17 protein-coding genes and 1 tRNA gene are annotated in these 22,687 nt (G+C 50.9%); 11 read left to right on the forward strand and 7 right to left on the reverse strand.

The window, feature by feature from the left end; translation table 11 throughout:
- Positions 1 to 9: 9 nt before the first annotated feature.
- Positions 10 to 906, reverse strand: coding sequence for an ABC transporter permease (locus ACFO4L_RS07335; RefSeq protein ID WP_377909042.1), 897 nt, complete (start codon positions 904 to 906; stop codon positions 10 to 12).
- A gap of 413 nt (positions 907 to 1,319) precedes the next feature.
- On the opposite strand from ACFO4L_RS07335, the gene ACFO4L_RS07340 reads away from it, so the two are divergent.
- Positions 1,320 to 3,008 (forward strand): glutathione ABC transporter substrate-binding protein, encoded by a 1,689-nt coding sequence (locus ACFO4L_RS07340; protein ID WP_377909043.1) that lies wholly within the window; start codon positions 1,320 to 1,322, stop codon positions 3,006 to 3,008.
- Between the two features lie 162 nt (positions 3,009 to 3,170).
- Complete coding sequence (locus tag ACFO4L_RS07345; RefSeq protein ID WP_377909044.1) at positions 3,171 to 4,535, forward strand: aspartate kinase; 1,365 nt, start codon at positions 3,171 to 3,173, stop codon at positions 4,533 to 4,535.
- A gap of 62 nt (positions 4,536 to 4,597) precedes the next feature.
- Here ACFO4L_RS07345 and ACFO4L_RS07350 read toward each other — a convergent pair whose 3' ends face one another.
- On the reverse strand, positions 4,598 to 6,052 hold the full coding sequence (locus ACFO4L_RS07350; RefSeq protein ID WP_377909161.1) for an alpha-amylase: 1,455 nt from the start codon (positions 6,050 to 6,052) through the stop codon (positions 4,598 to 4,600).
- Positions 6,053 to 6,191: 139 nt separating this feature from the next.
- Positions 6,192 to 7,106, reverse strand: a complete 915-nt coding sequence (gene metA, locus ACFO4L_RS07355) for a homoserine O-acetyltransferase MetA (RefSeq protein WP_377909045.1) — start codon at positions 7,104 to 7,106, stop codon at positions 6,192 to 6,194.
- A 203-nt stretch (positions 7,107 to 7,309) separates the two neighbouring features.
- On the opposite strand from metA, the gene ACFO4L_RS07360 reads away from it, so the two are divergent.
- Positions 7,310 to 8,089, forward strand: coding sequence for a Cof-type HAD-IIB family hydrolase (locus ACFO4L_RS07360; protein ID WP_377909046.1), 780 nt, complete (start codon positions 7,310 to 7,312; stop codon positions 8,087 to 8,089).
- A gap of 78 nt (positions 8,090 to 8,167) precedes the next feature.
- Positions 8,168 to 8,244: transfer RNA gene (locus ACFO4L_RS07365), tRNA-Arg, on the forward strand.
- A gap of 316 nt (positions 8,245 to 8,560) precedes the next feature.
- On the opposite strand, the gene ACFO4L_RS07370 is transcribed toward ACFO4L_RS07365, so the two are convergent.
- Complete coding sequence (locus ACFO4L_RS07370) at positions 8,561 to 9,313, reverse strand: hypothetical protein (RefSeq protein ID WP_377909047.1); 753 nt, start codon at positions 9,311 to 9,313, stop codon at positions 8,561 to 8,563.
- 475 nt (positions 9,314 to 9,788) lie between these two features.
- Between ACFO4L_RS07370 and ACFO4L_RS07375 the strand changes: the two genes are divergently transcribed.
- Positions 9,789 to 10,310 (forward strand): DoxX family membrane protein, encoded by a 522-nt coding sequence (locus ACFO4L_RS07375; protein WP_377909048.1) that lies wholly within the window; start codon positions 9,789 to 9,791, stop codon positions 10,308 to 10,310.
- Positions 10,311 to 10,669: 359 nt separating this feature from the next.
- On the opposite strand, the gene thrB is transcribed toward ACFO4L_RS07375, so the two are convergent.
- From thrB to ACFO4L_RS07390, 3 genes are read right to left on the reverse strand one after another with little or no spacing between them, the layout of a single operon-like run.
- Entirely contained in the window at positions 10,670 to 11,590 is a 921-nt protein-coding gene (thrB, locus tag ACFO4L_RS07380; RefSeq protein ID WP_377909049.1) for a homoserine kinase, read from the reverse strand.
- Complete coding sequence (gene thrC / locus ACFO4L_RS07385) at positions 11,587 to 12,651, reverse strand: threonine synthase (protein ID WP_377909050.1); 1,065 nt, start codon at positions 12,649 to 12,651, stop codon at positions 11,587 to 11,589. The genes thrB and thrC overlap by 4 nt, the downstream gene beginning before the upstream one ends.
- Entirely contained in the window at positions 12,651 to 13,949 is a 1,299-nt protein-coding gene (locus ACFO4L_RS07390; RefSeq protein WP_377909051.1) for a homoserine dehydrogenase, read from the reverse strand. The genes thrC and ACFO4L_RS07390 overlap by 1 nt, the downstream gene beginning before the upstream one ends.
- A 206-nt stretch (positions 13,950 to 14,155) precedes the next feature.
- On the opposite strand from ACFO4L_RS07390, the gene ACFO4L_RS07395 reads away from it, so the two are divergent.
- From ACFO4L_RS07395 to ACFO4L_RS07420, 6 genes are all read left to right on the forward strand, one after another.
- On the forward strand, positions 14,156 to 15,079 hold the full coding sequence (locus ACFO4L_RS07395; protein ID WP_377909052.1) for an acetamidase/formamidase family protein: 924 nt from the start codon (positions 14,156 to 14,158) through the stop codon (positions 15,077 to 15,079).
- A 110-nt stretch (positions 15,080 to 15,189) separates the two neighbouring features.
- Positions 15,190 to 16,782: a response regulator gene (locus ACFO4L_RS07400; protein WP_377909053.1), complete on the forward strand. Its 1,593-nt coding sequence runs from the start codon at positions 15,190 to 15,192 to the stop codon at positions 16,780 to 16,782.
- Complete coding sequence (locus ACFO4L_RS07405; protein ID WP_377909054.1) at positions 16,782 to 17,819, forward strand: HEAT repeat domain-containing protein; 1,038 nt, start codon at positions 16,782 to 16,784, stop codon at positions 17,817 to 17,819. Before ACFO4L_RS07400 ends, ACFO4L_RS07405 begins: the two co-directional genes overlap by 1 nt.
- Before the next feature lie 2 nt (positions 17,820 to 17,821).
- Positions 17,822 to 19,243 (forward strand): glycosyltransferase family 2 protein, encoded by a 1,422-nt coding sequence (locus ACFO4L_RS07410; RefSeq protein WP_377909055.1) that lies wholly within the window; start codon positions 17,822 to 17,824, stop codon positions 19,241 to 19,243.
- 2 nt (positions 19,244 to 19,245) lie between these two features.
- On the forward strand, positions 19,246 to 19,599 hold the full coding sequence (locus ACFO4L_RS07415) for a response regulator transcription factor (protein WP_377909056.1): 354 nt from the start codon (positions 19,246 to 19,248) through the stop codon (positions 19,597 to 19,599).
- Positions 19,596 to 22,373 carry an ATP-binding protein gene (locus tag ACFO4L_RS07420; RefSeq protein ID WP_377909057.1) on the forward strand — a complete coding sequence of 926 codons (2,778 nt, stop codon included), beginning with the start codon at positions 19,596 to 19,598 and terminating at the stop codon, positions 22,371 to 22,373. The genes ACFO4L_RS07415 and ACFO4L_RS07420 overlap by 4 nt, the downstream gene beginning before the upstream one ends.
- The last annotated feature ends 314 nt before the right edge of the window (positions 22,374 to 22,687 follow it).

Consider the following 22,687-nt stretch of genomic DNA (forward strand, 5'->3'; position numbering starts at 1 on the left):
TGCGTTATTTTATGCTTTCAGCTTCGGATCCAGTGCGTCACGGACTCCGTCACCAAACAGGTTGAAGGCAAGAACGACCAGGACGATGGCAATACCAGGGAAGAGGGCGATATGCGGATGCTCCCACATATAGTTTCTTCCGGCAGACAGCATCGCGCCCCATTCCGGTGTCGGAGGCTGGGCTCCAAGACCGAGGAAGGAAAGACCGCTCGCTGTCAAAACAGCAGTCGCGATAAACAAGGTTGCCTGAACGATGATCGGCGACATAATGTTCGGCAGAATGTGCCGGAAAATGATCCGGAAATCTGACGCGCCGAGTGCACGCACCGCATCCACATATTCCAGCTGGCGCACAGCAAGCGTGGAACCTCGTACGATTCGGGCGAAAACAGGTACGGCGAAAATGGAAATCGCAATGATCACGTTGTTGATACTCGGTCCGAGAACAGCAACGATACCAAGTGCAAGCAGGATACCAGGGAACGCAAGGAGAACGTCCATCGTACGCATGATGATCGCGTCAATTGCTTTTCCGTAGTAGCCGGACACGATACCGAGTGCGACCCCGAACACCATTCCGATTGCTACAGAAAGGAATCCTATGTAAAGTGTAATCGACATTCCATGAATAATACGGGTAAAGATGTCACGTCCGTGATGGTCCGTGCCAAACCAGTGCTCAGAAGAAGGGCCCTGAAGCCGTGCCTGTACGTTCGGCATGTTCGGATCCAGACTCGTCAGCATCGGTCCGACAAAGGCCGTAATAATGAAGAAAACAATCAAAATACCGCCGGCCATCGCCAAATAGTTCTGACGAAGCTTACGCCAGGCCGTTTTGAAGTTTTCCAAATATGGATTGATCCGCTTCGGATCTTTTGGGGCATGTCTGACAGTTGTCTCAGCCATAACGAAACCTCTCTTTCACAAAATATATTTGATTCTGACAAATGTAACCGCTTAATTGCCATTTTACTCCTATAATAATAGGAAACTGAATAAACGATACGAAAAAATTATATCATTAACACACTTTTACACAAGGGATATTCAGAAAAAAGGCAGATATTTTTACAATATAGTTTTGTATGTAAATTAAATCTGGCATATGTTGTAAAAAAGCTTGTAAGAAAGGTTAACAAGCAAGTGATTTATTGCACAAAGCTTGGATTCCTTTAACGCGGTGATGAAGTTATATTGCAGTAATAATTGCTCAATATATTATTTTCAGAAAAAAAGAACTTGTTTTTTTATGAACCGTATTGTAAATTAAAGTGGAGCAAGAATGTAAAAATATGAGATACCATTAAGGGGGAACGATCATGCTAAAAAGCAAGACGCTGAAAGCAGCGCTCATCACGACTGCTGCTGCCATGACATTCGCGGCGTGTGCCAGCGAGCCGGATAACAACGGCGGCGGGGACAACAACGCTGCACCGGACAACGGGGCAGAAGAGAACAACAACGAAGAAGCAGCCGACAATAACGACGGCGAAGAAGCAGCTGACGGAGAAGGCGAAGCGACGGATGAGGATCTCGATCCGAATAACCTCGTTATCGCACAGATTTCCGACATCGTTGCACTTGATCCTCAAGGATCCAACGACGTACCTTCCAGTAACGTGCAGCACAACCTCTACGAAACACTTGTAGCACAGTCTGAAGAAGGCGAAATCGAGCCGCTTCTTGCTGAAGAGTGGGAAGATGTAGAAGAAGACGTATGGCAGTTCACGCTCCGTGAAGGCGTGACGTTCCACGACGGTTCTGACTTTACAGCGGATGACGTTGTCGCTACTTTCGAGCGGATCCAGGACCCGGATGTTGCATCCGAGCGTGCGTTCCTCTTTGAAATGGTTGAAGAAGTCGTCGCAGTAGATGACTATACAGTAGAATTCCACACAGAGTTTCCTTTCGCTCCGCTGCCGGCACACCTGGCGCACACTGGCGGAAGCATCATCAGTGAAGAAGCGATTGAAGCAGACTACGATCAGGCAGCAGACGGCGGACAGCCGGGCGACTACCTGAACGAAAATCCTTCCGGAACTGGTTTCTTCCAGTTTGAAGAGTGGAGCCCGGGCTCTGAAGTAGTTCTCAGCCGTAATGACGACTACTGGGGTGACCCTGCAGGCGTTGACCAGGTAACGTTCAAGGTAACTCCTGAGCCGCAGACGCAGATTGGTGAGCTTGAAACTGGTGCAGCCAGCATCATCTATCCTGTACGTCCGGATGACCGTAACCGTGTAGACGGAACAGACGGTATCAGCGTATACGAGCAGGAAAGCCTAAGCCTTGCATACATCGGCTTCAACATGCAGCAAGAGCCGCTTGATGACCAGCAGGTGCGTCAGGCACTGACAATGGCGATCAACAAGGACGACATTATTGAAGGTGCAACTGGAGGGACTGCAAACCCTGCCGTTGGTCCGATCAACGATCTCGTATTCGGTTTCTCTGATGAAGTAGAAGAGCTTGGCTACGATCCAGAACGTGCGCAGGAGCTGCTTGAAGAAGCTGGCTACGGCGACGGCATGGACATCACGCTCTGGACGAACGACAGCGAAGAGCGTATCCAGATTGCAGAACTCGTTCAGGCGCAGCTCTCCGTGATCGGCGTTAACGCTGAGATCGAAGTACTTGAGTGGGGCGCATACCTCGACAGCACAGCTGAAGGTGAGCACGACATGTTCATCCTCGGTTGGGTAACAGTAACAGCGGATGCCGACTACGGTATGTACGCACTGTTCCATTCCAGCCAGCACGGTGCAGCAGGTAACCGTTCCTTCATGGACAACGAAGAGCTTGACCAGCTGCTTGACGATGCACGTACAGAAACAGATGAAGCTACTCGTGAAGACCTTTACGAGCAGGCGATGGAAATTCTCGTAGAAGAAGCTCCAATGCTATATCTGTATCACTCTGACTACCTCGTCGGTCTTCGTGACGAAGTACAAGGCTTCTGGAAGCATCCAAACGGCCTTTACCAGCTACACGAAGTAACAATCGAAGAATAGAACATTTTCTATCCCCGGAGCCAGTCTCCGGGGATTTTCTTATTCGTGCTGAAAAGCCTGCTTTACCTGTTGAAGCAGGAGTTCGGATTTAGTATACTTACGTTATGTCTTTTCAAAGAGGACATTTGTACATTTAAAAGAAACAAAGAAGGGGACAGGCATATGGTAAAGGTAGCAAAATTCGGCGGAAGCTCGCTGGCTGACGCCGGGCAGTTTGAAAAAGCAGCGGCCATTATCCGTGCGGACAGCGAACGCAGGCTGATCGTCGTTTCCGCACCCGGAAAACGGCATGGAGAAGACATCAAGACAACCGATCTGCTTGTCACCCTGGCAGCTGACGTACTGGAGGATGGCCCTGTTGAGGAAAATCTTCAGGCAGTGAAAGAACGCTATGAATCGATCGTCCGCGGACTTGGCCTGTCGGGAAATCCGGCAGCCGAAACAGAGCAGCAGCTGCGGAAGCTGATTGACGAATACAAAACCGATCCGCCGCGGCTCATGGATGCGCTGATGGCAAGTGGTGAAAATGAGAACGCCAAGCTCATGGCTGCCTATTTGCGGTCGTTAGGAGAAACAGCCCGGTACGTATCACCTGAGGAAGCAGGTATGGTTGTGACAGACGAACCGGCAAACGCCCGCATCCTGCCTGAAGCGTACGAGCGGCTGAAGAAGCTGCGCGAAGAGGAAGGCATTCTTGTGATTCCTGGATTTTTCGGAGTGTCCAAAGCGGGGCATATCGTGACGTTTCCGCGCGGCGGTTCTGATATCAGCGGCTCGATCATCGCTGCTGGTGTCGAAGCGTCTCTCTATGAGAATTTCACAGATGTGGATTCCGTTTACTCGGTCAACCCGTCGCTCGTTGAAAACCCGAAAGAAATGAAGCAGCTGACGTACCGGGAAATGCGGGAGCTTGCGTATGCCGGATTTTCGGTGTTCCACGATGAAGCGCTGCTGCCGGTGGTAGCAAAGAAAGTGCCGGTCGCCATCAAAAATACGAATCACCCGGACGCGCCGGGAACACGCATCACTGCTGAGCGGGAACGGGAAGGTCTGCCGGTGATCGGCATTGCAAGCGACAGCGGGTTTGTGACGATTAACCTGACGAAATATTTGATGAACCGGGAAGTCGGCTTTGGCCGGAACCTGCTGAACATTTTAGCTGAAGAAGGTATTTCCTTTGAGCATACGCCGTCCGGAATCGACAATATGTCCATTATCGTTCGGGAAGAATATTTGAACGATGCGGCTGAGAGGCGGATTCTCGAACGGATTCGCGAGGAGCTCGATGTGGAGGAGGTGCATGTCGAGCGGAACCTTGCCATGGTCATGGTAGTCGGAGAAGGCATGGCAAGCACGGTCGGTGTCGCATCTAAGGCGACGACGGCCCTCTCAGAAGCGGGCGTGAACATTAAGATGATCAACCAAGGATCCTCTGAGGTGAGCATGATGTTTGGCGTAAATGCAGAAGATGCCGATTTAGCCGTCAAAAGCTTGTATAAGGCATGCTTTGAAAAAGAACCGGTATAACGTGAAAAAAGGCGCCGCTGTCAGGAAGCGGCGCCTCTTTTTATGGGTGAAGACGCACGGTGTTACTCTTTTTTTACATAGACAGAAACACTCCCGCCGTCTACAGGAAAGTCTGCATTGCCTTCTTCATCAATTTCAATATCATCTTCTACGCTGCCGGTCAGATCATGCCATATTTCACCGGCTCGGTGTTCGCCGACGTTCATCGTTTTCGACCCCGGCTCTCCGTTCGTCATAATGACCGCACAGCCGGAGTCGGGATGGTCCTCTGAACCGAGCCGGACCCAGCCGATGGTGCTGTGATGATCGAAATAGTCGATCTGCTCGCCGTAGCTGTACTGGTTACGGGCGTGCAGGAGCGGATCCAGCATCTCCTTTTTACCGTCGATCGGTTCATCGCCGTCAATCCCGTAGTAGTCACCGTAAAAGACGCACGGATAGCCGTCTTCGCGCAGTAAAATAAGAGCATAGGCCATCGGCTTGAACCAGTCATCGACCCAGGATTCGAGCGATTCGCCCGGCTGTGAGTCATGATTGTCGACGAACGTCACGACGTTCGCTTCATGCTTTTCCACGAGTGACCCTTCAAAAATGGTCCGCAGATCAAAGTCTTCACCTTTTTCTGAAGCCTCGTGAAACCGGTAGTGCAGACCAACATCAAATAAGTCGATGCTGTAGTCGACGTACTCCAAAAACTCTTCTTTCGCTTCCGCGTCCGGATTCCAAAATTCGCCGACAAAGTAAAAGCCGCCGCCCTGTTCTTCCCGTACCTGCCAGATGAAGTCAGAGATAAAGTTGTGATTAATATGCTTGATCGCATCGAGTCGGAAGCCGTCGACGCCTGTTTCAGCGGCAAACCATTTTGCCCAGTTCAACGTCTCTTCCACAACTTCCGGATGATTGTAGTCAATGTTTGCGAACATGAGATAATCGTAGTTGCCGAATTCATCATCGACGTGATCGTTCCATTCCTTCCCATCGCCAAGAATCCGGAAGACAGCATCCTTTTCTTCCGCTTGATCGTAGTCCGTTCCATTAAAGTGGTAGTAGTGCCAGATGAAGTCAGAGTGTTCGCCGTCCCGTCCGGGAAACGTGAACTTGGTCCAGCCTTCGATATCATAGGGATCGCTTATTACGTCGGTGCGATTGTCCGGGTCAACTTCCACGACTTCAAACGTTTCCGTTTCATCTGCGCCGGCTTTATGGTTCATCACAATATCGGCGTAGACCATCACATCATGATCGTGACAGGCCTGAATCGCTTCCAGCAGTTCTTCCTTCGTCCCGTATTTGGTTCGCACTGTTCCTTTTTGATCGAATTCACCGAGGTCATACAGATCGTACACGCCGTAGCCATTGTCGTCCTGAGAGATTGCCTTCGTCACAGGTGGAATCCAGACAGCATTTATGCCAACGCCCTGAAGCTCTTCCACATGCTCCTTCAGGCGCTGCCAGTGTTTCCCGTCGTTCGGTACGTGCCATTCGAAAAATTGCATCATCGTGTAGTTGGATGGTATCTGTCCCATAAAATTCCTCCTGTAAGTGATGTGGATATGCTCTTATACCCGTTCCAGGCAGAATGAAACAGGACCTTCGATTACCGAAACAACCCCTTATACAAAAAAGACGCCCCGGCACGCGGCCGGAGCGAGACGATCAATTCCATTCGAACGGTGTCTGCTGGTAAACGTAGTAGTTGAGCCAGTTGGAAAACAGCAGGTGCGCATGAGAGCGCCAGCGGTTCATCGGCGCTTCGGATGGATCATTGTTCGGAAAATAATGAGCAGGAATCTGCACGCTCAGTCCGCGGTCGAGATCGCGCTCATACTCTTCTTTCAACGTGACCGTATCATATTCGAGATGGCCGGTTGCCATGACGTGACGTCCGTCCTTCGACATTAACAGAAACGGCCCTGCTTCCTTCGACGAAGCGAGCAGAAGCAGGTCATCATGCTCCAGCGTCGAATCGACGGCAATATTCGTGTAGCGTGAGTGCGGGGCGATAAACTCATCGTCAAAGCCGCGCAGCAGCTCGATCTGCTTCACGGCCGGATCAATCCGGTGCCGGAAGATGCCGGAACACTTCTGTTCAAGCGGCACCTTTTGAATACCATACAGATGATAGAGGGCCGCCTGCGCCCCCCAGCAGATGTGTAAGCTCGACGTCACGTTCTGCTCCGCCCAGTCCATGATCTCCGTGATTTCCTTCCAATAAATCACGTCTTCAAAGGAAAGATGCTCAATCGGGGCACCGGTGATAATCATGCCGTCAAACTTGTGCTCGCGAATGCTGTCAAAGTCCTTGTAAAACTCCTCCAGATGCGAGTGGCTGACATTTTTCGGCTGATAGGTCACCGTGCGCAAAAACGTAATGTTTACCTGAAGCGGCGAGTTTCCGAGCAGCCTGAGCAGGTGGGCTTCTGTTTTTTCTTTTTCCGGCATGAGGTTCAAAATCACGATGTTAAGCGGACGAATGTCCTGCATTGTCGCGCGCTCATCTTCCATGACGAAAATATTTTCGCCTTCCAGTACATCCTTGGCCGGAAGGTTTTTCGGGACATTAATCGGCACTGCGGTTCCACCCTCTCCTGCTGACGCAAAAATCTGATAACTTCTATTATAACAACTGGCAGGAAATCTACAATGATTTTATCCGGAAGCCGCGCACATGTAAACGCTTAACTGCACGAAGTTGTCTGTAAACCGCTGTACGACGGTGTTTAGTTGGCTTATAATGGACGGAGCATCCATATCCAGAGAGGGGACAGAAGACGATGGCCGATCGAAAACTGCTTTTTTTTGACATAGACGGAACACTTGTAGATGAGGAGAAAAAACTGCCGGATTCCACAATCGCAGCGATTCAGGAGCTGCAGGACGCCGGACACTATACAGCGATCGCGACGGGGCGGGCACCATTTATGTTCAGCCGGCTGCGAGAGAAGCTTTCCATCAGTTCCTTTGTCAGCTTTAACGGCTCATACGTGGAATTTGAAGGCGAAACGATTCACGAAAATCCGCTAAAGTATGAGGAGCTGAAGCGCCTTACGGCGATGGCAGAAACGAATGACCATCCACTCGTGTACTTGGATCATCGCGACATGAAAGCAAACGTCCCGCACCACCCGCACATTGAAGAGAGCATCGGATCGCTCAAGTTTGATCATCCGGAATTTGACGATACGTACTTGAACAGCCGGCCGATCTACCAAACGCTGCTGTTCTGCACCGATGGAGAAGAGAAGCCGTACGAACAGGAATTCAACGACTTTGATTTTATCCGCTGGCATGAAGTCTCCACAGACATCATCCCGTCCGGCGGCTCCAAAGCGATTGGAATTGAGGCCATGATGAAGCGCCTCGGCGCTACGCGTGACGACGTTTACGTATTCGGGGACGGACCGAACGATATTGAAATGCTCTCCTTTACGAAAAACAGCGTGGCTATGGGTAACTCAGTACCGGAAGCGCTGAAGGCAGCTTCCCACGTAACTGGTCACGTCGGAGAAGACGGACTCGCAGACGCCCTGCGCCAGTTCGGACTAATCAAATAGCACCGGGTGGAAGAAGCCGGGTGATTACGTTATAATGAACAGTGCCGTCTCCCATTTCAGGCAGACGGCACATTCGATGACCCTGTAGCTCAGCAGGATAGAGCAGCCGCCTCCTAAGCGGCAGGTCGGAGGTTCGAATCCTCTCAGGGTCGCCATACATAAAAATGCTGAATCCCTTGATAGACAAGGGTTTTTCTTTATGTTTTCTGTTGGAATATATGTTCGAAGAAGGTGATTAACAGCAGTGTTTGGGAGCGAATTTTCTTTCCTTACAGATTCCCTTCAATACATTCATTAAACTGGTCTGAATAGTTGTTTTCCGATATACGATGGCGAGTGAAATAGACACGAAGTTTAACTAAAAGTCTCTGTATATATAACTCACGTTTTAAAGAGGTATCCTTCCACTTGAAATACACGAACGTACGTTCTTTTTAACGAGGAAAGAAAAGCCTCGAAAGGCTTCACTTTTTAAAACTCAACTTCAATGTCTACATCTTCTCCAATATCTTCCCAATCCTCATTAGTAGGGGAGCTCCATGTGATTCGAACGCTTTCAACATCTTCCGCTGCAGAGTTTTCTAATACGAAGAAGAAGGTACCATTGTGAGAAGTTCCTGACATCATGTCACCATCGATATGATCGGAGAGCCACATATCTGATTCAAGCTGCTCTCCAGTACTCGTAGCGATCGTTGCTTGAGAAACGTAGAAAGTGATATCTTCATCTGCAGTGTTTTCGACAGTAAGATCCATTTGGATCATTTCAAGCTCTTCCGTTTCCAGCATGTCAGCCATTTGCTGAGACAGTTCACCAGACTGCGCATTTACTTGTTCAATATCAATGACAACGGGCCCAGTTTCAATTGTATCAATATCATCTTGTCTTGCATGAAGGGTAAACGTCCCACCTTCATTTTCAATCGTTTCCCCAACTTCTGTTTCCCAACCGTCTTCTGCAATTTCATCTGCAGCGTCTTCTTCGTTTCCGTTCATTTCTTCATCAGCTTCAGCATTTTCTTCGTTTTCTTCTTCTAACTCTTCGTTCTCGTTATCTTGCTCATTATTGTCCTCATGCACATCGTCATTATTCATATCGTTCTCATTGTTATCCAAAGCTGCATTAGCTTCGTTCTCATTTGCGTTACCATTATTCTCAGCATCCCCGCATGCTGTGAGTAGAAGAGCAACACCAATCGTAGTTGTAAAAACTGCTTTCCTCAAAAAGACAACCCATTTTAGTAATAAAATAATATAACCCTACTACATTATGGGAGTAAGTGAGTAAAAAAGAAAGGGTTATTTACTATTGTTTCGTTTGTTTCGTGCACTATTTCATATGAAACGCGTTTCGCCTCCTGGATAGCATTTAATCATTCAAATCGATCAACTACTTTTGCTTCTGGTCGAACTGTCTTTTGTGAAAGATTGGGAAGAACAAGTGTTTAGAAATGTGCAGATTTTCACGGCCGAATTATTTGCTCAATATTTCACAAATTAGACACAAGGTTTATGCTCACTAATTCACAAGTGTGTGCTATAGTATACCTATAGAAAGGTTGCTCACTAATTCACAAACTAACATCCGGTCATCCCAGCGCGCAGAGCCGGAAGCACTTTGTTCCGTCCATCATGGACAAGAAACGTGAGCAGCTTTTCTTCCAAACCAAACTTATAACAATCTTAGGAGGAATTAATCATGTTTATGGACTTCTTACGGAACAATCGAATTGCTGCTGGTATTCTCACGTTTCTCCGCCTGTATCTAGGGTGGGCCTGGTTGACTGCAGGATGGGGCAAGGTAGTTGGAGGATTTGATGCTTCCGGCTATCTGCAGGGCGTTGTAGCCAATGCTGATGTTGCCGCACAATATCCTACCTACCACGCCTTTATTGAACATATAGCATTGCCGAATGCCGGCCTCTTCAGCTTTATGGTCGCCTGGGGTGAACTGCTTGTCGGATTGGGACTGATCCTCGGTGTGTTCACTACTGCTGCTGCGTTCTTTGGAATTGTGATGAACTTCGCCTTCCTGTTCGCTGGAACGATCTCTACGAATCCTTTGCTCGTCCTGGTTACCATCTTCATTCTCGCTGCGGGTGCCAACGCAGGCCGCTTCGGCGGGGACCGCTGGGTGATTCCTTACCTGCGCACCCACCTACTGGGCCGCGACTGGATCCAGAAGCGGATGCCGCAGAGCCGCCGTCCAAAAGCCGCATAGTGAAAGAGAACCGGGAGCAACTGAAGCTTCCGGTTTTTCCATGCGTGCTGCCTTGTGAAAATGTGTATGTTTCGTCTTAAACGCATGCAGCGAGGCAGAAAGGAGGTGCAGTATTTTTCTCCATGTAGCCAAGTGTTTGTAATGTCGGATCGCTTCCGGGAGCCGGAAGCTTCCTGATGACTGGAACACGCTGATGAAAGTTTTTATTTGGGGACAGAAACGTTTCATTTCAGCCTTCCAACTTTTCATTCTCCGTCCTCAACTGATTAATCTTCACCAGCCGGCCGTCAGTCCGTTCCCCCTCATACACATTAAAAGCCCGAGGCCGCAACGCGCGGCTTCGGGCTTTTCGTCACGTTCTATCGTCGAACTGCTTCGCGGCAGGGGATCGCCTCCACGAAGGAGCCTCCTGCGTCGACTTCGACTTGTTCCACTGCCTGCTCCTGATAGTGGGAACGGAGCTGGAGCAGCACTTCTTTGCCTTTTCCTTTTGGGATAAAAAACAAAATGATCGGACCGGCGCCGCTCAGCGTCGCACCGTATACCGGAAGCTCGTCGATCAGCGTTTCAGCCCGCTGCCATTCCGGAATGGAAGGGAGGCGGTACGGCCGGTGAAACAGGTCGTTTTTCATCATTTTGCCGGCGAGCTCCCAGTTGTTCTGCATAATGGCAGCGGTCAGCACGTTCGCCGCGCTGCTGGCGTTGACGGCTGCCTTATAGGAAAAGCCTTCTGGAAGCGTATCGCGCGATTCCTTCGTGCTGAGTTCATACGACGGGATGACCGCGACGAGATCAATGTCCGGCACGCCGGCGTGCACAAGGTATGTGTCCTCTTCGTACTGGCTGCCGATGACGAGCCCGCCGTAAATGGAGGGAACGACGTTATCCGGATGTCCTTCATACAGGCTTGACCAGTGCGCTTTGTCTTCGCGCGTCAGCTGCAGATCGCAGAGCACATCCGCCAGCTCAATGCCGGCGACGATGGCAGTGGCGCTGCTGCCGAATCCGCGCGAGAGCGGAATGTCGCTCTCCATTTTGACGCGGGCGGCGGGAAGGGCGACGTCATACTTTTCTGCGATCCATTCGGCAATGATATAAATCAGGTTTTCTTTTCCGGCGGGAATGCCCTCAAGATGAGGAGAGTCCGCTTCGAATACCCATTCGTCAGCCGGCTCTGCATACAGCGTCAAGTAGCGGTTCAGCGCCATGCCGATGGAGTCAAAGCCGGGACCCAGGTTGGCGGTGCTTGCCGGAACGCGGATTTTCCATTGCTGATTCATGACTGCTTCACCCTTCCAAGCATATGATCAAAGACGACCTGCTCATCATTTGGCAGCTTGACAGGCTGCACAGGAGCGGTATCGATCGCCGTATTCGGATCCTTCAGTCCGTTTCCAGTCAGTACAGAAACGACGCGGGAGCCCTTTTTGATTTCGCCGGATTCGATCTGTTTGATCAGGCCGGCTACAGAAGCGGCAGAAGCCGGCTCGGCGAACACGCCTTCTTCGCGCGCGAGCAGCTTGTAGGCTGCGACGATTTCATCGTCTGTGACAAAGTCAATCGCGCCGCCGGAAGCTGATGCAGCGTTTACTGCCTTATCCCAGCTTGCCGGGTTGCCGATCCGGATCGCGGTTGCGAGTGTTTCCGGCTGATCGATGACTTTGTTTTGCACGATCGCCGCTGACCCTTCTGCTTCGAAGCCGCGCATTTGCGGGAGTCCTGTTCCTCGCGCTTTGTGATACTCTTCAAACCCTTTCCAGTAGGCCGTGATGTTGCCGGCGTTGCCGACGGGAATCGTCAGGACGTCCGGCGCGCTGCCGAGTGCGTCCACCACTTCAAAGGCGGCCGTTTTCTGTCCTTCAATCCGGTACGGGTTCACCGAGTTTACAAGCGTGATCGGCGTCTGTTTTTCCAAGTTGCGCACCATCTGCAGCGCATTGTCGAAGTTTCCTTCGATGCTGACGATTTCAGCCCCGTAGACGACCGCCTGCGCGAGCTTGCCCATGGCAATTTTCCCGTCCGGAATGACGATCAGGCAGCGCATTTTTGCCTGAGCCGCATAAGCGGCAGCGGCAGCTGACGTGTTTCCGGTAGAAGCGCACATGATCGCTTCGCTTCCAGATTCCTTCGCTTTGGCAACAGCCATGACCATGCCGCGGTCTTTGAATGAGCCGGTCGGGTTGGCACCGTCGTATTTCACGTACAATTCTACGCCGAGCTTCTCAGAAAGATGCTTCATCGGCAGCAGCGGTGTATTGCCCTCCTGCAGCGAAAGCATTGGTGTATCTTCAGTTACCGGCAGATATTCCTTATATTCTTCTAACAGTCCGCGCCACAGCATTATGACATGTCTCCTTCCGTACGGTAGCTGCTCTTAATCTCGACGACAACATCCTCGTCCTGAAGGCGCTCCAGTACTTCCCCATAATCTTTTTTCGTTACTTCATGAGTGACTACAATGATTTCCGCCAGGCGGCCTTCGTTCAGCGGTACCTGCAGGATCTTTTCCAAGCTGACGTTATGCTCGTCGAAAATGCGGGTCAATGCTGCAAACGTGCCGCGCTTGTCTTTTGCGTGAATCCGCAGAAAATACTTTGAGCGGATTTCGTCTGCGGTTTTCAGCTGTTTATCAAACTGAGGAATGACAGCAGAGTTGCCGGTGACCCCGAGCCGCTTGTTTTTCAATACTTCCACTAAGTCGGAAACGACAGCGGTAGCCGTCGGCAGCTTGCCGGCGCCGGGACCGTAAAACATCGTTTCCCCGACCGCTTCCCCGTAGACGTAAACGGCGTTAAACTCGTCATCGACAGACGCAAGCGGATGCTCATGCGGAACGAGCGTCGGCTGCACGCTCACCTCCACTTTATCGCCGTCACGGACAGCAATCCCGATCAGCTTCATCGTATAGCCGAGCTGCTTGCTGTACTGCAGATCCTGGCTCGTCACCCTGCTGATGCCCGAAACCGACACATCATCCAGATCAAGGTTCATGGAAAAGCCGAGCGTGCCGAGAATCGCAATCTTTCTCGCAGCGTCAAGTCCCTCCACATCAGCGGTCGGATCCGCTTCTGCGTAGCCGAGCGCCTGTGCTTCTTTTAACACGTCTTCATAGAGACGTCCTTCTTTCGTCATCTGGGTCAAAATATAGTTTGTCGTACCGTTGACGATCCCCATCATCTTCGTGATCCGGTCGGAGGCCAGCCCCTCCACGATCGTGCGCAGAATCGGAATGCCGCCGGCGACGCTTGCCTCATAAAATAAATCGCACTTTTGCTCGTTTGCTGTTTTCAGCAGCTCGCTGCCGTGTACAGCCATCACATCTTTATTGGCTGTAACAACATGCTTGCCGTGCTCCAGCGCTTTTTTCATATAGTCGCGTGCCTGCTCCATGCCGCCCATCACTTCTACGACCACATCAATGTCCTCATCGAGAAGAATATCATCTGCATTCGTCGTAAGCTCTGTATGTGCAGCGGCCGGGCCGCGGTCCTTGTCCAGACTTGATACGAGCACTTTCTTTACTTTTACCGGTGCTCCGATCTGGTGAGCTAATTTATCCTGATGCTGCTCAATAATTTCAAGTACTCCGGTTCCTACCGTGCCGAAGCCAAGTAGTCCTACATTCATCTGTTGTGCCATCCCCGCTCACTCCTGATTGTCTCTATTTACGGTACAAATGTTTTCGTATAAAGGACATTATATAGAGGATAATGCGTAATAACAACCACTTGGACGCAAATAAACGAGGTATTTTCATGATAGCGTTTTCACTATAAGGGCGTTTGTTTTTTAGTCAATCCATAGACATGATAATATGGAAACAGACTGGAGAGGAGGAAGCGTATATGAACCATACGATTCACCGTCACCACCACCATTTTGTCTGGGACAGGTCGCTCGAACCGGTGTATGAAGCAGAGCCGGGAGAGGAAATTGGCTTTGAAGTAACGGACTCGTCTGCCGGCCAGCTGTCGAAAACGTCTACCTCTGAAGACGTGGCAGCACTCGATTTTGATCGAGTAAACCCCGTAAACGGACCCGTTTACGTCAAGGGAGCCAAACCGGGCGATACGCTGGAAGTGGAAATTCTCGGTTTTGGTCCGCAAAGCTGGGGCTGGACGGGCGTCATTCCTGGATTCGGACTGCTGAGCGAGCATTTTCAGGAGGCTGCTTTAAAAATCTGGGACCTGGAACAGGGGAAAGCGGAATTCCTTCACGGGATCGAGATTCCAATCGCACCGTTTCCAGGCACGATCGGCACGGCTCTCGCTGAACAAGGAGCACACAGCGTTGTACCGCCGCGTCAAAACGGAGGCAACATGGACATCCGTCACTTAACGCGGGGAACCAAGCTGTACCTGCCGGTGTGGGTGGAGGGAGCGATGTTTTCCGTAGGAGACACGCATGCTGCCCAGGGAGACGGGGAAGTATGCGGCACAGCGATTGAGGCGCCGATGGACATCGAGCTGAAGTTTCAGCTGCATAAAGGAAGGCAGATCAAGGAGCCACAGTTTGAGACGAAAGGCCCGCTCGTTCACGGTCCGCCTGACCAGCGCTATTATGTCACTACCGGCTTTGGTGAGGATCTGATGACGGCCTGCCGCAAAGCAGTGAGTTACATGATTGAGCATATCAGCCACATGTACGGGCTTTCTGATGTGGAAGCATACATGCTTTGCAGCACCGCAGTTGACTTGAAGCTGAGTGAAGTAGTGGATATTCCGCACTACCTCGTCTCTGCGTATCTTCCATTATCTATCTTTAAGTAGCGACAGGATGTTTATTCTGTCGTTTTTTTGAGTAAAAAAACCTATAATGGAAGTAACAGCTTAGAAGAAACGACGTCTATAACTTTAATTTGTATAAAAGGAGCTTCAATATGGAACGATATCAGCAGATGGTGTATAACCGGATCGAGAAGACACTGGAGCTCTGGGAGCAGTCAGGGGATATTCGCGAAGATGAATTGTACCGCTTTTTTCATAACGTGAAAGGCACAGCAGGAACCGTTGGAATGACGGACGTGTATGAGGCGGCGTCAGCCAGGCTGGAACAGCTGTCAGAAACGGGACACTCAGTGCTGCCGCGGTCAACCTGGAAACCGATGCTTGAGCAGCTCATGCCGAGCAGGGAACAGCCGGTATTAAAGGAGCCTGAGCCCGAGCCGGAGGAAGAGACACCTTTTATCCTGGTGATTGACGATGATGTAGAGTTTATTGCCTATGCAAAAGAACTGCTGGAATCAAATGGGTACCAGGCTTTGCTGGCGATGACCGGTGAAAAAGGAATCGACATGTTTTATGAGTTCCGTCCGAAGCTCGTTATTTTAGACGCGCTCATGCCAGCTTTAAATGGGGAGAGCGTGTTCAGCCGGATTCGTGACAAGGCCGTGAGCGACTTTACCCCGATTGTCCTGCTGGGGGCAGGGGCAGGTCTGGAAGAACGGATCAGCGCTTATGAACAGGGAGCAATGGACTTTATCAGCAAACCGCTGCAGCAGGAGCTGTTTTTCCCCTTTTTAAAAAACCGGCTGCAGCTTCAGGAGCGCATCTGGAATTCGGCACTGCAGGATGAGCTGACTGGTGCGCGAAACCGCAAGCGCTTGTTTCAGGATATGGCTGTCCTGCAGGAAAAAGCGAAAGAAGCAGCCGTTTCGTTTTCCCTCATTCTTTGTGATCTGGATTATTTTAAAAAGATCAACGACACATATGGACACAGCACCGGGGATGAAGCACTCCGCCTGTTTGTGGATGAAACAGAAGCGCTGCTCGGAGCAGGAGAGAGCCTGTACCGCTATGGCGGCGAAGAATTCGTCGTCATTATGGAAGATGCCGGACCGGAGCAGGCAGAATACCGCATGGATCAGCTGAGGGAACGACTGGAGCAGCGTCCGCTGGAGGAAAGCGGAGTCAAGCTGAAGTTTTCTGCCGGCATTTCTGCCCCTGAGAAAGAGTCCTTCCATCCGGAGGAGCTGCTTGAAAAAGCCGATCAGGCGCTTTATTACGCCAAGCGGCACGGCCGGAGCCGAACGGTTCCCTATAAAGAAGGGATCGCAGATGCGGTTGAGCAGGGAGTCGTGCAGGTGATTGTCGTCGACGATGACGAAGTGGTGCGGGATATGCTGCGGCAGTACATGCAGCGCCGGACAGAGTTTGCAGGCAAAATCGTCCGCTTCCGCAGTTATCCGGACGGTGCCGCATTTTTAGAAGATAACTGGTACCGGGAAAATGATTATTACTTTCTGCTCCTGGACGGCATGATGCCGAAGCTTGACGGCATTGATGTGCTGACGGAAGTACGCAGCTCGTATCCGAAAGAACGGATACTCGTGTCGATGCTTACGGCCAGAAAAAGCGAGGCCGAAATTGCGCGGGCGCTGGAGCTTGGCGCAGATGATTATATGGTCAAGCCCTTCCGAGTAAGGGAAGTGGCTGCCCGCATGACAAGATTAATGGAGAGGGTGTTTGCCTGATGATGTGGGCTGTGTGGCTGATCATACTGTTTGTCGCTTTGCAGCTGGTGCTGCTCGTTTATTTACTTTTGATGAAGTCACGCGCACTCCGCTATGAGGAAGCACTGCAGGCGCATTATGAAAATCTGCTGCCGAAAATGGTGTCCTACGCCTCTGGTGATGAGCAGCATCTGCCTGATTTTCCGGAACGGGGCCAGCTGAAGGTGGCGATCATCGAGAAGGTGCTCGACCGGCTGGCGCTGATAACGGAAAACACCGGCGAACAGGAGCGGCTTCAGCTCTTTGCTGAACAGGAGCTGCTGCCGGTTTATAAAAAGCGTCTCCGTAAAGGCAATTGGGCGGAACGGATGAATACGCTCTACTTTGTTGAAGACCTGCATTTGACGCAGATGGCTGATGCTGTAGATACCCACATCAACCGGCTGCAGCAGGGAACAGAAGAATACAGACAGGCAGTCCGGACACTTGCATCACTCGGCCATACTGGTGCGGTTGATGAATTGCTTCGTGAAGACACGACCGGAGTCGTCTTTCAAAAAGAAATCCTGCGGAGGCTCCCCGAAGAAGAGCTTCGGCATCTTGTAAACCGGCTCGACTCTGAAGCGCACCCGGAGCTCTTCCAGGCGCTTATTGTTCACATTGGGGAACGGGGGCTGCTGGAATTTCTGCCGGATGTGGAGCGGGCGCTTCATCATACGAATAAGGAAATCCGGTTAAAGGCGATGCGGAGCATCGGTGCCTTTCAGTACATGAATACACCGGCGCTGATCGATCCCTTTTTCCGTTCAGACCATTGGGAAGAGCGGATGTATGCCTGTAAAACGGCGGCCGTTCTTTCCCTGGAAAACCGGAGGGATGAGCTGCTGGAGCTGCTTGCAGACTCGGAATGGTGGGTCCGCTATGCCGCAGCTGAAGCGCTGCAAAGCTTTTCAGATGGCGAAATTCTGCTGGAATACGCACGGAATAATCATGAAGACCGCTTTGCACGGGATATGGCAGCGCGGACGCTGACAGCAAAAGCGGAAGGGGAGCGGTAAACATGGACATCCTTTCACTTCTCTTGACGATCACTGGTTACATGATCATCGCCTATATGCTGATCGTAGGCGGCATTTACCTGATTCTCTTTTTTATGTCGATGCCGAAAATCCGCCGCGAGCACGGACTGGACCGCGATGAACCGATAGAAGAGCTCACCGAGAGCGAGGATACGTATCCTGTCTCTGTGCTCGTTCCTGCTTATAATGAGGAGCTCGGGGTCGTTTCCACTGTCCGTTCGCTGCTTGCGCTGAAGTATCCGGAGTTTGAAATTATCGTCATTAACGACGGTTCCAAAGATAAAACGAATGAGAAAATGCTGACGTCATTTAACATGGAAAAAGTAAACTCACCGATTCGGCAGCATTTTCCGACTGCGCAGGTGAACCATGTGTACCGCTCCCGCACCCATAAAAACGTCTGGCTGCTGGAAAAGGAAAACGGCGGAAAAGCCGATGCGCTGAATGCAGGCATTAACTTTTCCAGGTACCCTTATTTTGCAGCAATCGACGGGGACTCCATTCTGGAGCGGGACGCCCTCTTGAAGACGATGAAGCCGATTATTGATTCAAACGGCGGAGTTACCTGCACAGGCGGGACGGTCCGGATCGCCAACGGATCGGAAATCCGCCGCAGCGTCGTGGAAAAAATCGCCCTGCCGAAGCAGCCGCTCGCGATCATGCAGATTGTGGAATACTTCCGGGCGTTTTTAATCGGCAGGCTGGGGCTCAGCCGGGTCAACGTTCTGCTGATTATATCCGGCGCGTTCGGCGTGTTTGAAAAGCAGCGGGTGATCCGGGCCGGGGGCTATGAAACGAAAACGATCGGTGAGGATATGGAGCTGATCGTGCGGCTGCATAAAATGCTCAAGGATGAAAAATCAACGCAGCGCATTGAATACATTCAGGACCCTGTCTGCTGGACGGAAGCGCCATCTGACGTCAAATCGCTGAAATCGCAGCGGATCCGCTGGCAGAAAGGGCTTGCCCAGACGCTCTGGCGTCATAAGAAGATGATGTTTAATCCAAAATATAAAGGCATCGGCCTGTTTTCCATGCCGTATTATTTTTTTGTGGAGCTGCTCAGCTCCGTCTTTGAATTTCTCGGTTATTTTATTATCATAGCCGGTCTCGTGTTCGGACTAGTGAATCCGGAAGTGACGACCCTCATGATCATTGTCACGATTCTGTACGGCTCGCTGCTTTCTGCACTGGCGGTGCTGCTGGAGGAGTGGACGTATCACAAGTACCGGGATATGAAGAGCATCCTCGTTTTGTATTTCTGGGCGCTCACCGAATCATTCTGGTTCCGTCCGTTTATGGTCTGGTGCCGTGTTGTCGGATTGTTCTCCGTCCTGAAGAAGAAGCAGTCCTGGGGCGACATGAAGAGAAAAGGAATTGAAGAAGAGCAGAAAGGAGCCTGATCGTGAAACGAATTTTAGTTGCAGATGATGAAGAGATTCTGCGCATGCTGATCACCGATACGCTGGAGGATCTCGGTCATGATATTACAGAAGCAGAGGATGGGGCGGATGCGCTGCAAAAGCTTAGCGAAGCCTCGTTTGATTTACTCGTCGTCGATTATATGATGCCGGAGAAAACAGGAATGGAAGTGCTGGAAAGCCTGTCGGATGAACAGCGGAATATGCCTGTTATCATGCTGACTGCTAAAGCACAGGAGCAGGATAAGCAGCGCGCCCTCGCTGCAGGAGCCGATTATTTTATGGCAAAACCGTTCAGTCCGGAAGAACTGGAAGCGCTCGTGGAGGATATTTTATGATGAAACGTTCGATTCGCAGCAGCTACATTCGAAAAGCGGCGATCGTCGTTGCAATTGTCTTGATTGTCACAGCTGCGGTCACAGGCTATTTAATTTATGACCAAAATCAGGCAGAAGAAGCACAGGAGCAGCTGACAGAGCGTTATGAAGTGGTTGATGCCGTTTCAGAACGGCTGAACGAGCTGTTCTTTCACGTGAGATCCTACTATGCTTATCAAGATTCTGAAGACCTTCGCCGCGCAGAGTTGGACTTAAGAGCGCTTTTTGTAGCACTTGACCGGATGGAAGAGCTTGAATTGACGGAGCAAGAAAGCTTGTTTGCTGCAGAGCTTCGGTCATTTTTGATTACTTATGAATCGGACATTCTGCCAACCGCTGTGGCACTCGTAGCTGCCGATGATTACGAAGGGCTTCGCAGCTTCGGCCAGGAAGGTTCGGTAGCGCAGATTAACGGGCTTTTCGATGAAGCATCTGAGCTGCGGAATACCGTTTTCGCTGATTTGCAGCAGGAATACGAATCAGCACTAGATGAAAGTATGACCAATCTCGTGCTCTCTTTTATGTTTGGGATGATCGTTTTTATTGCTATATTGTTTGTCTCACAGCGTTTACTCCGGCAGCTGATCATTCCAGTAGAAGAGCTGACGGAAGCATCCGATAAGCTGGCAGAAGGGGAAGCGATCGACATAGAGGCAGCGACCCGCAATGATGAGCTGGGCGTGCTTGGACGATCTTTCATGAATATGGCACTCACCTTGCAGCAGAACGAAGAGGAAATGCAGGCGCAGAATGAAGAACTGAAAGCGCAGCAGGATTCGCTGCAGGAGCTGCTGGAAGAAGCGGATCGGGAAAAACGCAAGGTGGACCGTTTCAGCCTGTTGAATGAAACGATGTCGACCCGCCTTGACCGCCAGGAGCTTCTCAGCGCCGTTTTCGCTTACGTGAACGAGCTTTATCCGAGCGACCGCAGCATGTTCTGTATGGTGGATACCAGTGATTTCCGTTCAGCCAACATGACGGAGGCGATGATCGAATCCTGGCGGGAGGCGGATAAAGCAGTCTGGGTTAAACGTCTGTTAAACGAGAAACGTGTCATCATCACACGCCCGGCCGAAGCCTCGGATAAAGGGATCGCACCTGAAGCAGATGTGACCGATTATTATACAGCTGTGAGAGACGCTGAAGGGCACATTTACGCTATCTTTGCCGCTACTACGATCGGGAAACGGTTTACAGAAGAAGAAATGGAAGAAATCGAGGCCCTGATGAGCCATGTAGGGATCGGTCTGCAGCGTGTCCTTATTCATGAAGAGATTGCGACATCGCGGCAAATCAGTCAAACCATACTCGACACTGTCAATGAAGGCATTCAGCTGATTGACGGCGAGGGAATTCGCCTTCAGGAAAACCGGGCGGCAGCGGAGCTGGTTCCTGGGGAGTGGCCGTCCAGTCTTCTTCAGCTTGTGGATGAACCGGAGGAGCTGGAACGCTTCTTTGAGGACATGGTTCACCGGCAGTCGGGATCGGCTTCTCATGAATTTACGATACAGCATGAAGAAGGCTCCGTCGTGTACAGCGTGTACGGAACACCTGTCTTTGACGACGATAAGCGCATCGGCACCATTTTTGTTTACCGTGATCGTACGAGGGAATCGGAGCTCGACCGCATGAAATCCGAGCTCGTCAGCACGGTAAGCCATGAGCTGCGGACGCCGCTTTCCAGCGTGTTAGGCTTTACAGAGCTGCTCTTAAAGAAAGAGCTGAAGCCGGAGCGTCAAAAAAAATACATTACGACGATTCATAAAGAAGCGAAGCGTCTGACCAATTTGATTAATGATTTTCTGGATCTGCAGCGAATGGAGGCCGGCAGTCAGCCGTACCGGATGGAAAACATACAGCTCGATCAGCTGGTTCTCGAAACAATGTACCAGTTCCGTCACGTGACGACGCATGAGCTTCTGTTTGAGGATACGGCAGGCGGAGTAACAGTTGAAGCAGACGGAGAGCGGATGCAGCAGGTGCTGACGAACTTGATCAGCAACGCTGTGAAGTTTTCCCCTGAAGGCGGAGCTGTGAAAGTGAAGCTTGCCGCTCAAGAGGATCTGCTGCGGCTTAGCGTGTCTGATGAAGGACTCGGTATTCCAGAGGCAGAAATCGCCAGACTGTTTCAGAAGTTCCAGCGAATTGACCAGAGCGACCGCCGCAACATCGGCGGTACGGGACTCGGTCTCGCGATTTGCCGGGAAATCGTCGAGAAACATGGCGGCAGAATCTTCGTAGATTCCGTAGAGGGAACAGGCTCCACGTTTACTGTCGAACTTCCACTGCTCGTAAACGCACAGCCGTCTGACGACCGGGAGCCGAATGTGAACGGCGAAACCGTTGTGATCGTGGAAGACGATGCGAGTCTCGCTCTGCTGCTGTCAGAGGAGCTGAAAACAAACGGATACCGGGTAGTCCATTATTTACACGCGGAAGCTGCCCTGAACGCGATGAAGGAAACCCCGCCGTCAGCGGCTGTGATTGACCTGATGCTCGGCGAAGGAGGGAACGGCTGGGATCTGGTTCAGCGAATGAAACAGGATGCTGCCACAAAGGACATTCCGATCGTCATTTCCTCAGCGCTCGATGAAGCAGAAGAAAAAACAGAGGAATTCGGTATCGCCCGCTACTTGACGAAGCCGTATCCGCCGGAAAAACTGAGCCGCGCGGTGATGGAGAACGCAGGGCAAAACGGTGATATTCTTTTTCCCGAAAACAGCTCCACTACCTGAACACGTTAGCGCGCAGCATATGAACGGACGATCGAGTTTTCGATCGTCCGCTCACGCTTTTTAACGAAGTAAAATGCCGCTGCCTTTCAGGGTGTACGCTGAAAGCCTCCTCCCATCCTTTAGATGAAAAGGTTATTCTCGTTAACTGTTTATCATTTCTATGCCATCCTTCTCCGCTTATCTGGCCTTCCGTTCAACATCAAACGACTTTGAAGACCTGGCAGCACGTGAAAGCCTGGAAACACGACTACATAAAATCACATATCAAACAGGTTTAGTTATACATAGATTGGGAATATATTAAACAAAAGCTC

Origin of the sequence: Bacillus daqingensis (assembly GCF_042654445.1) — a bacterium.
Taxonomy (GTDB): Bacteria; Bacillota; Bacilli; order Bacillales; family Salisediminibacteriaceae; genus Alkalicoccus; species Alkalicoccus luteus.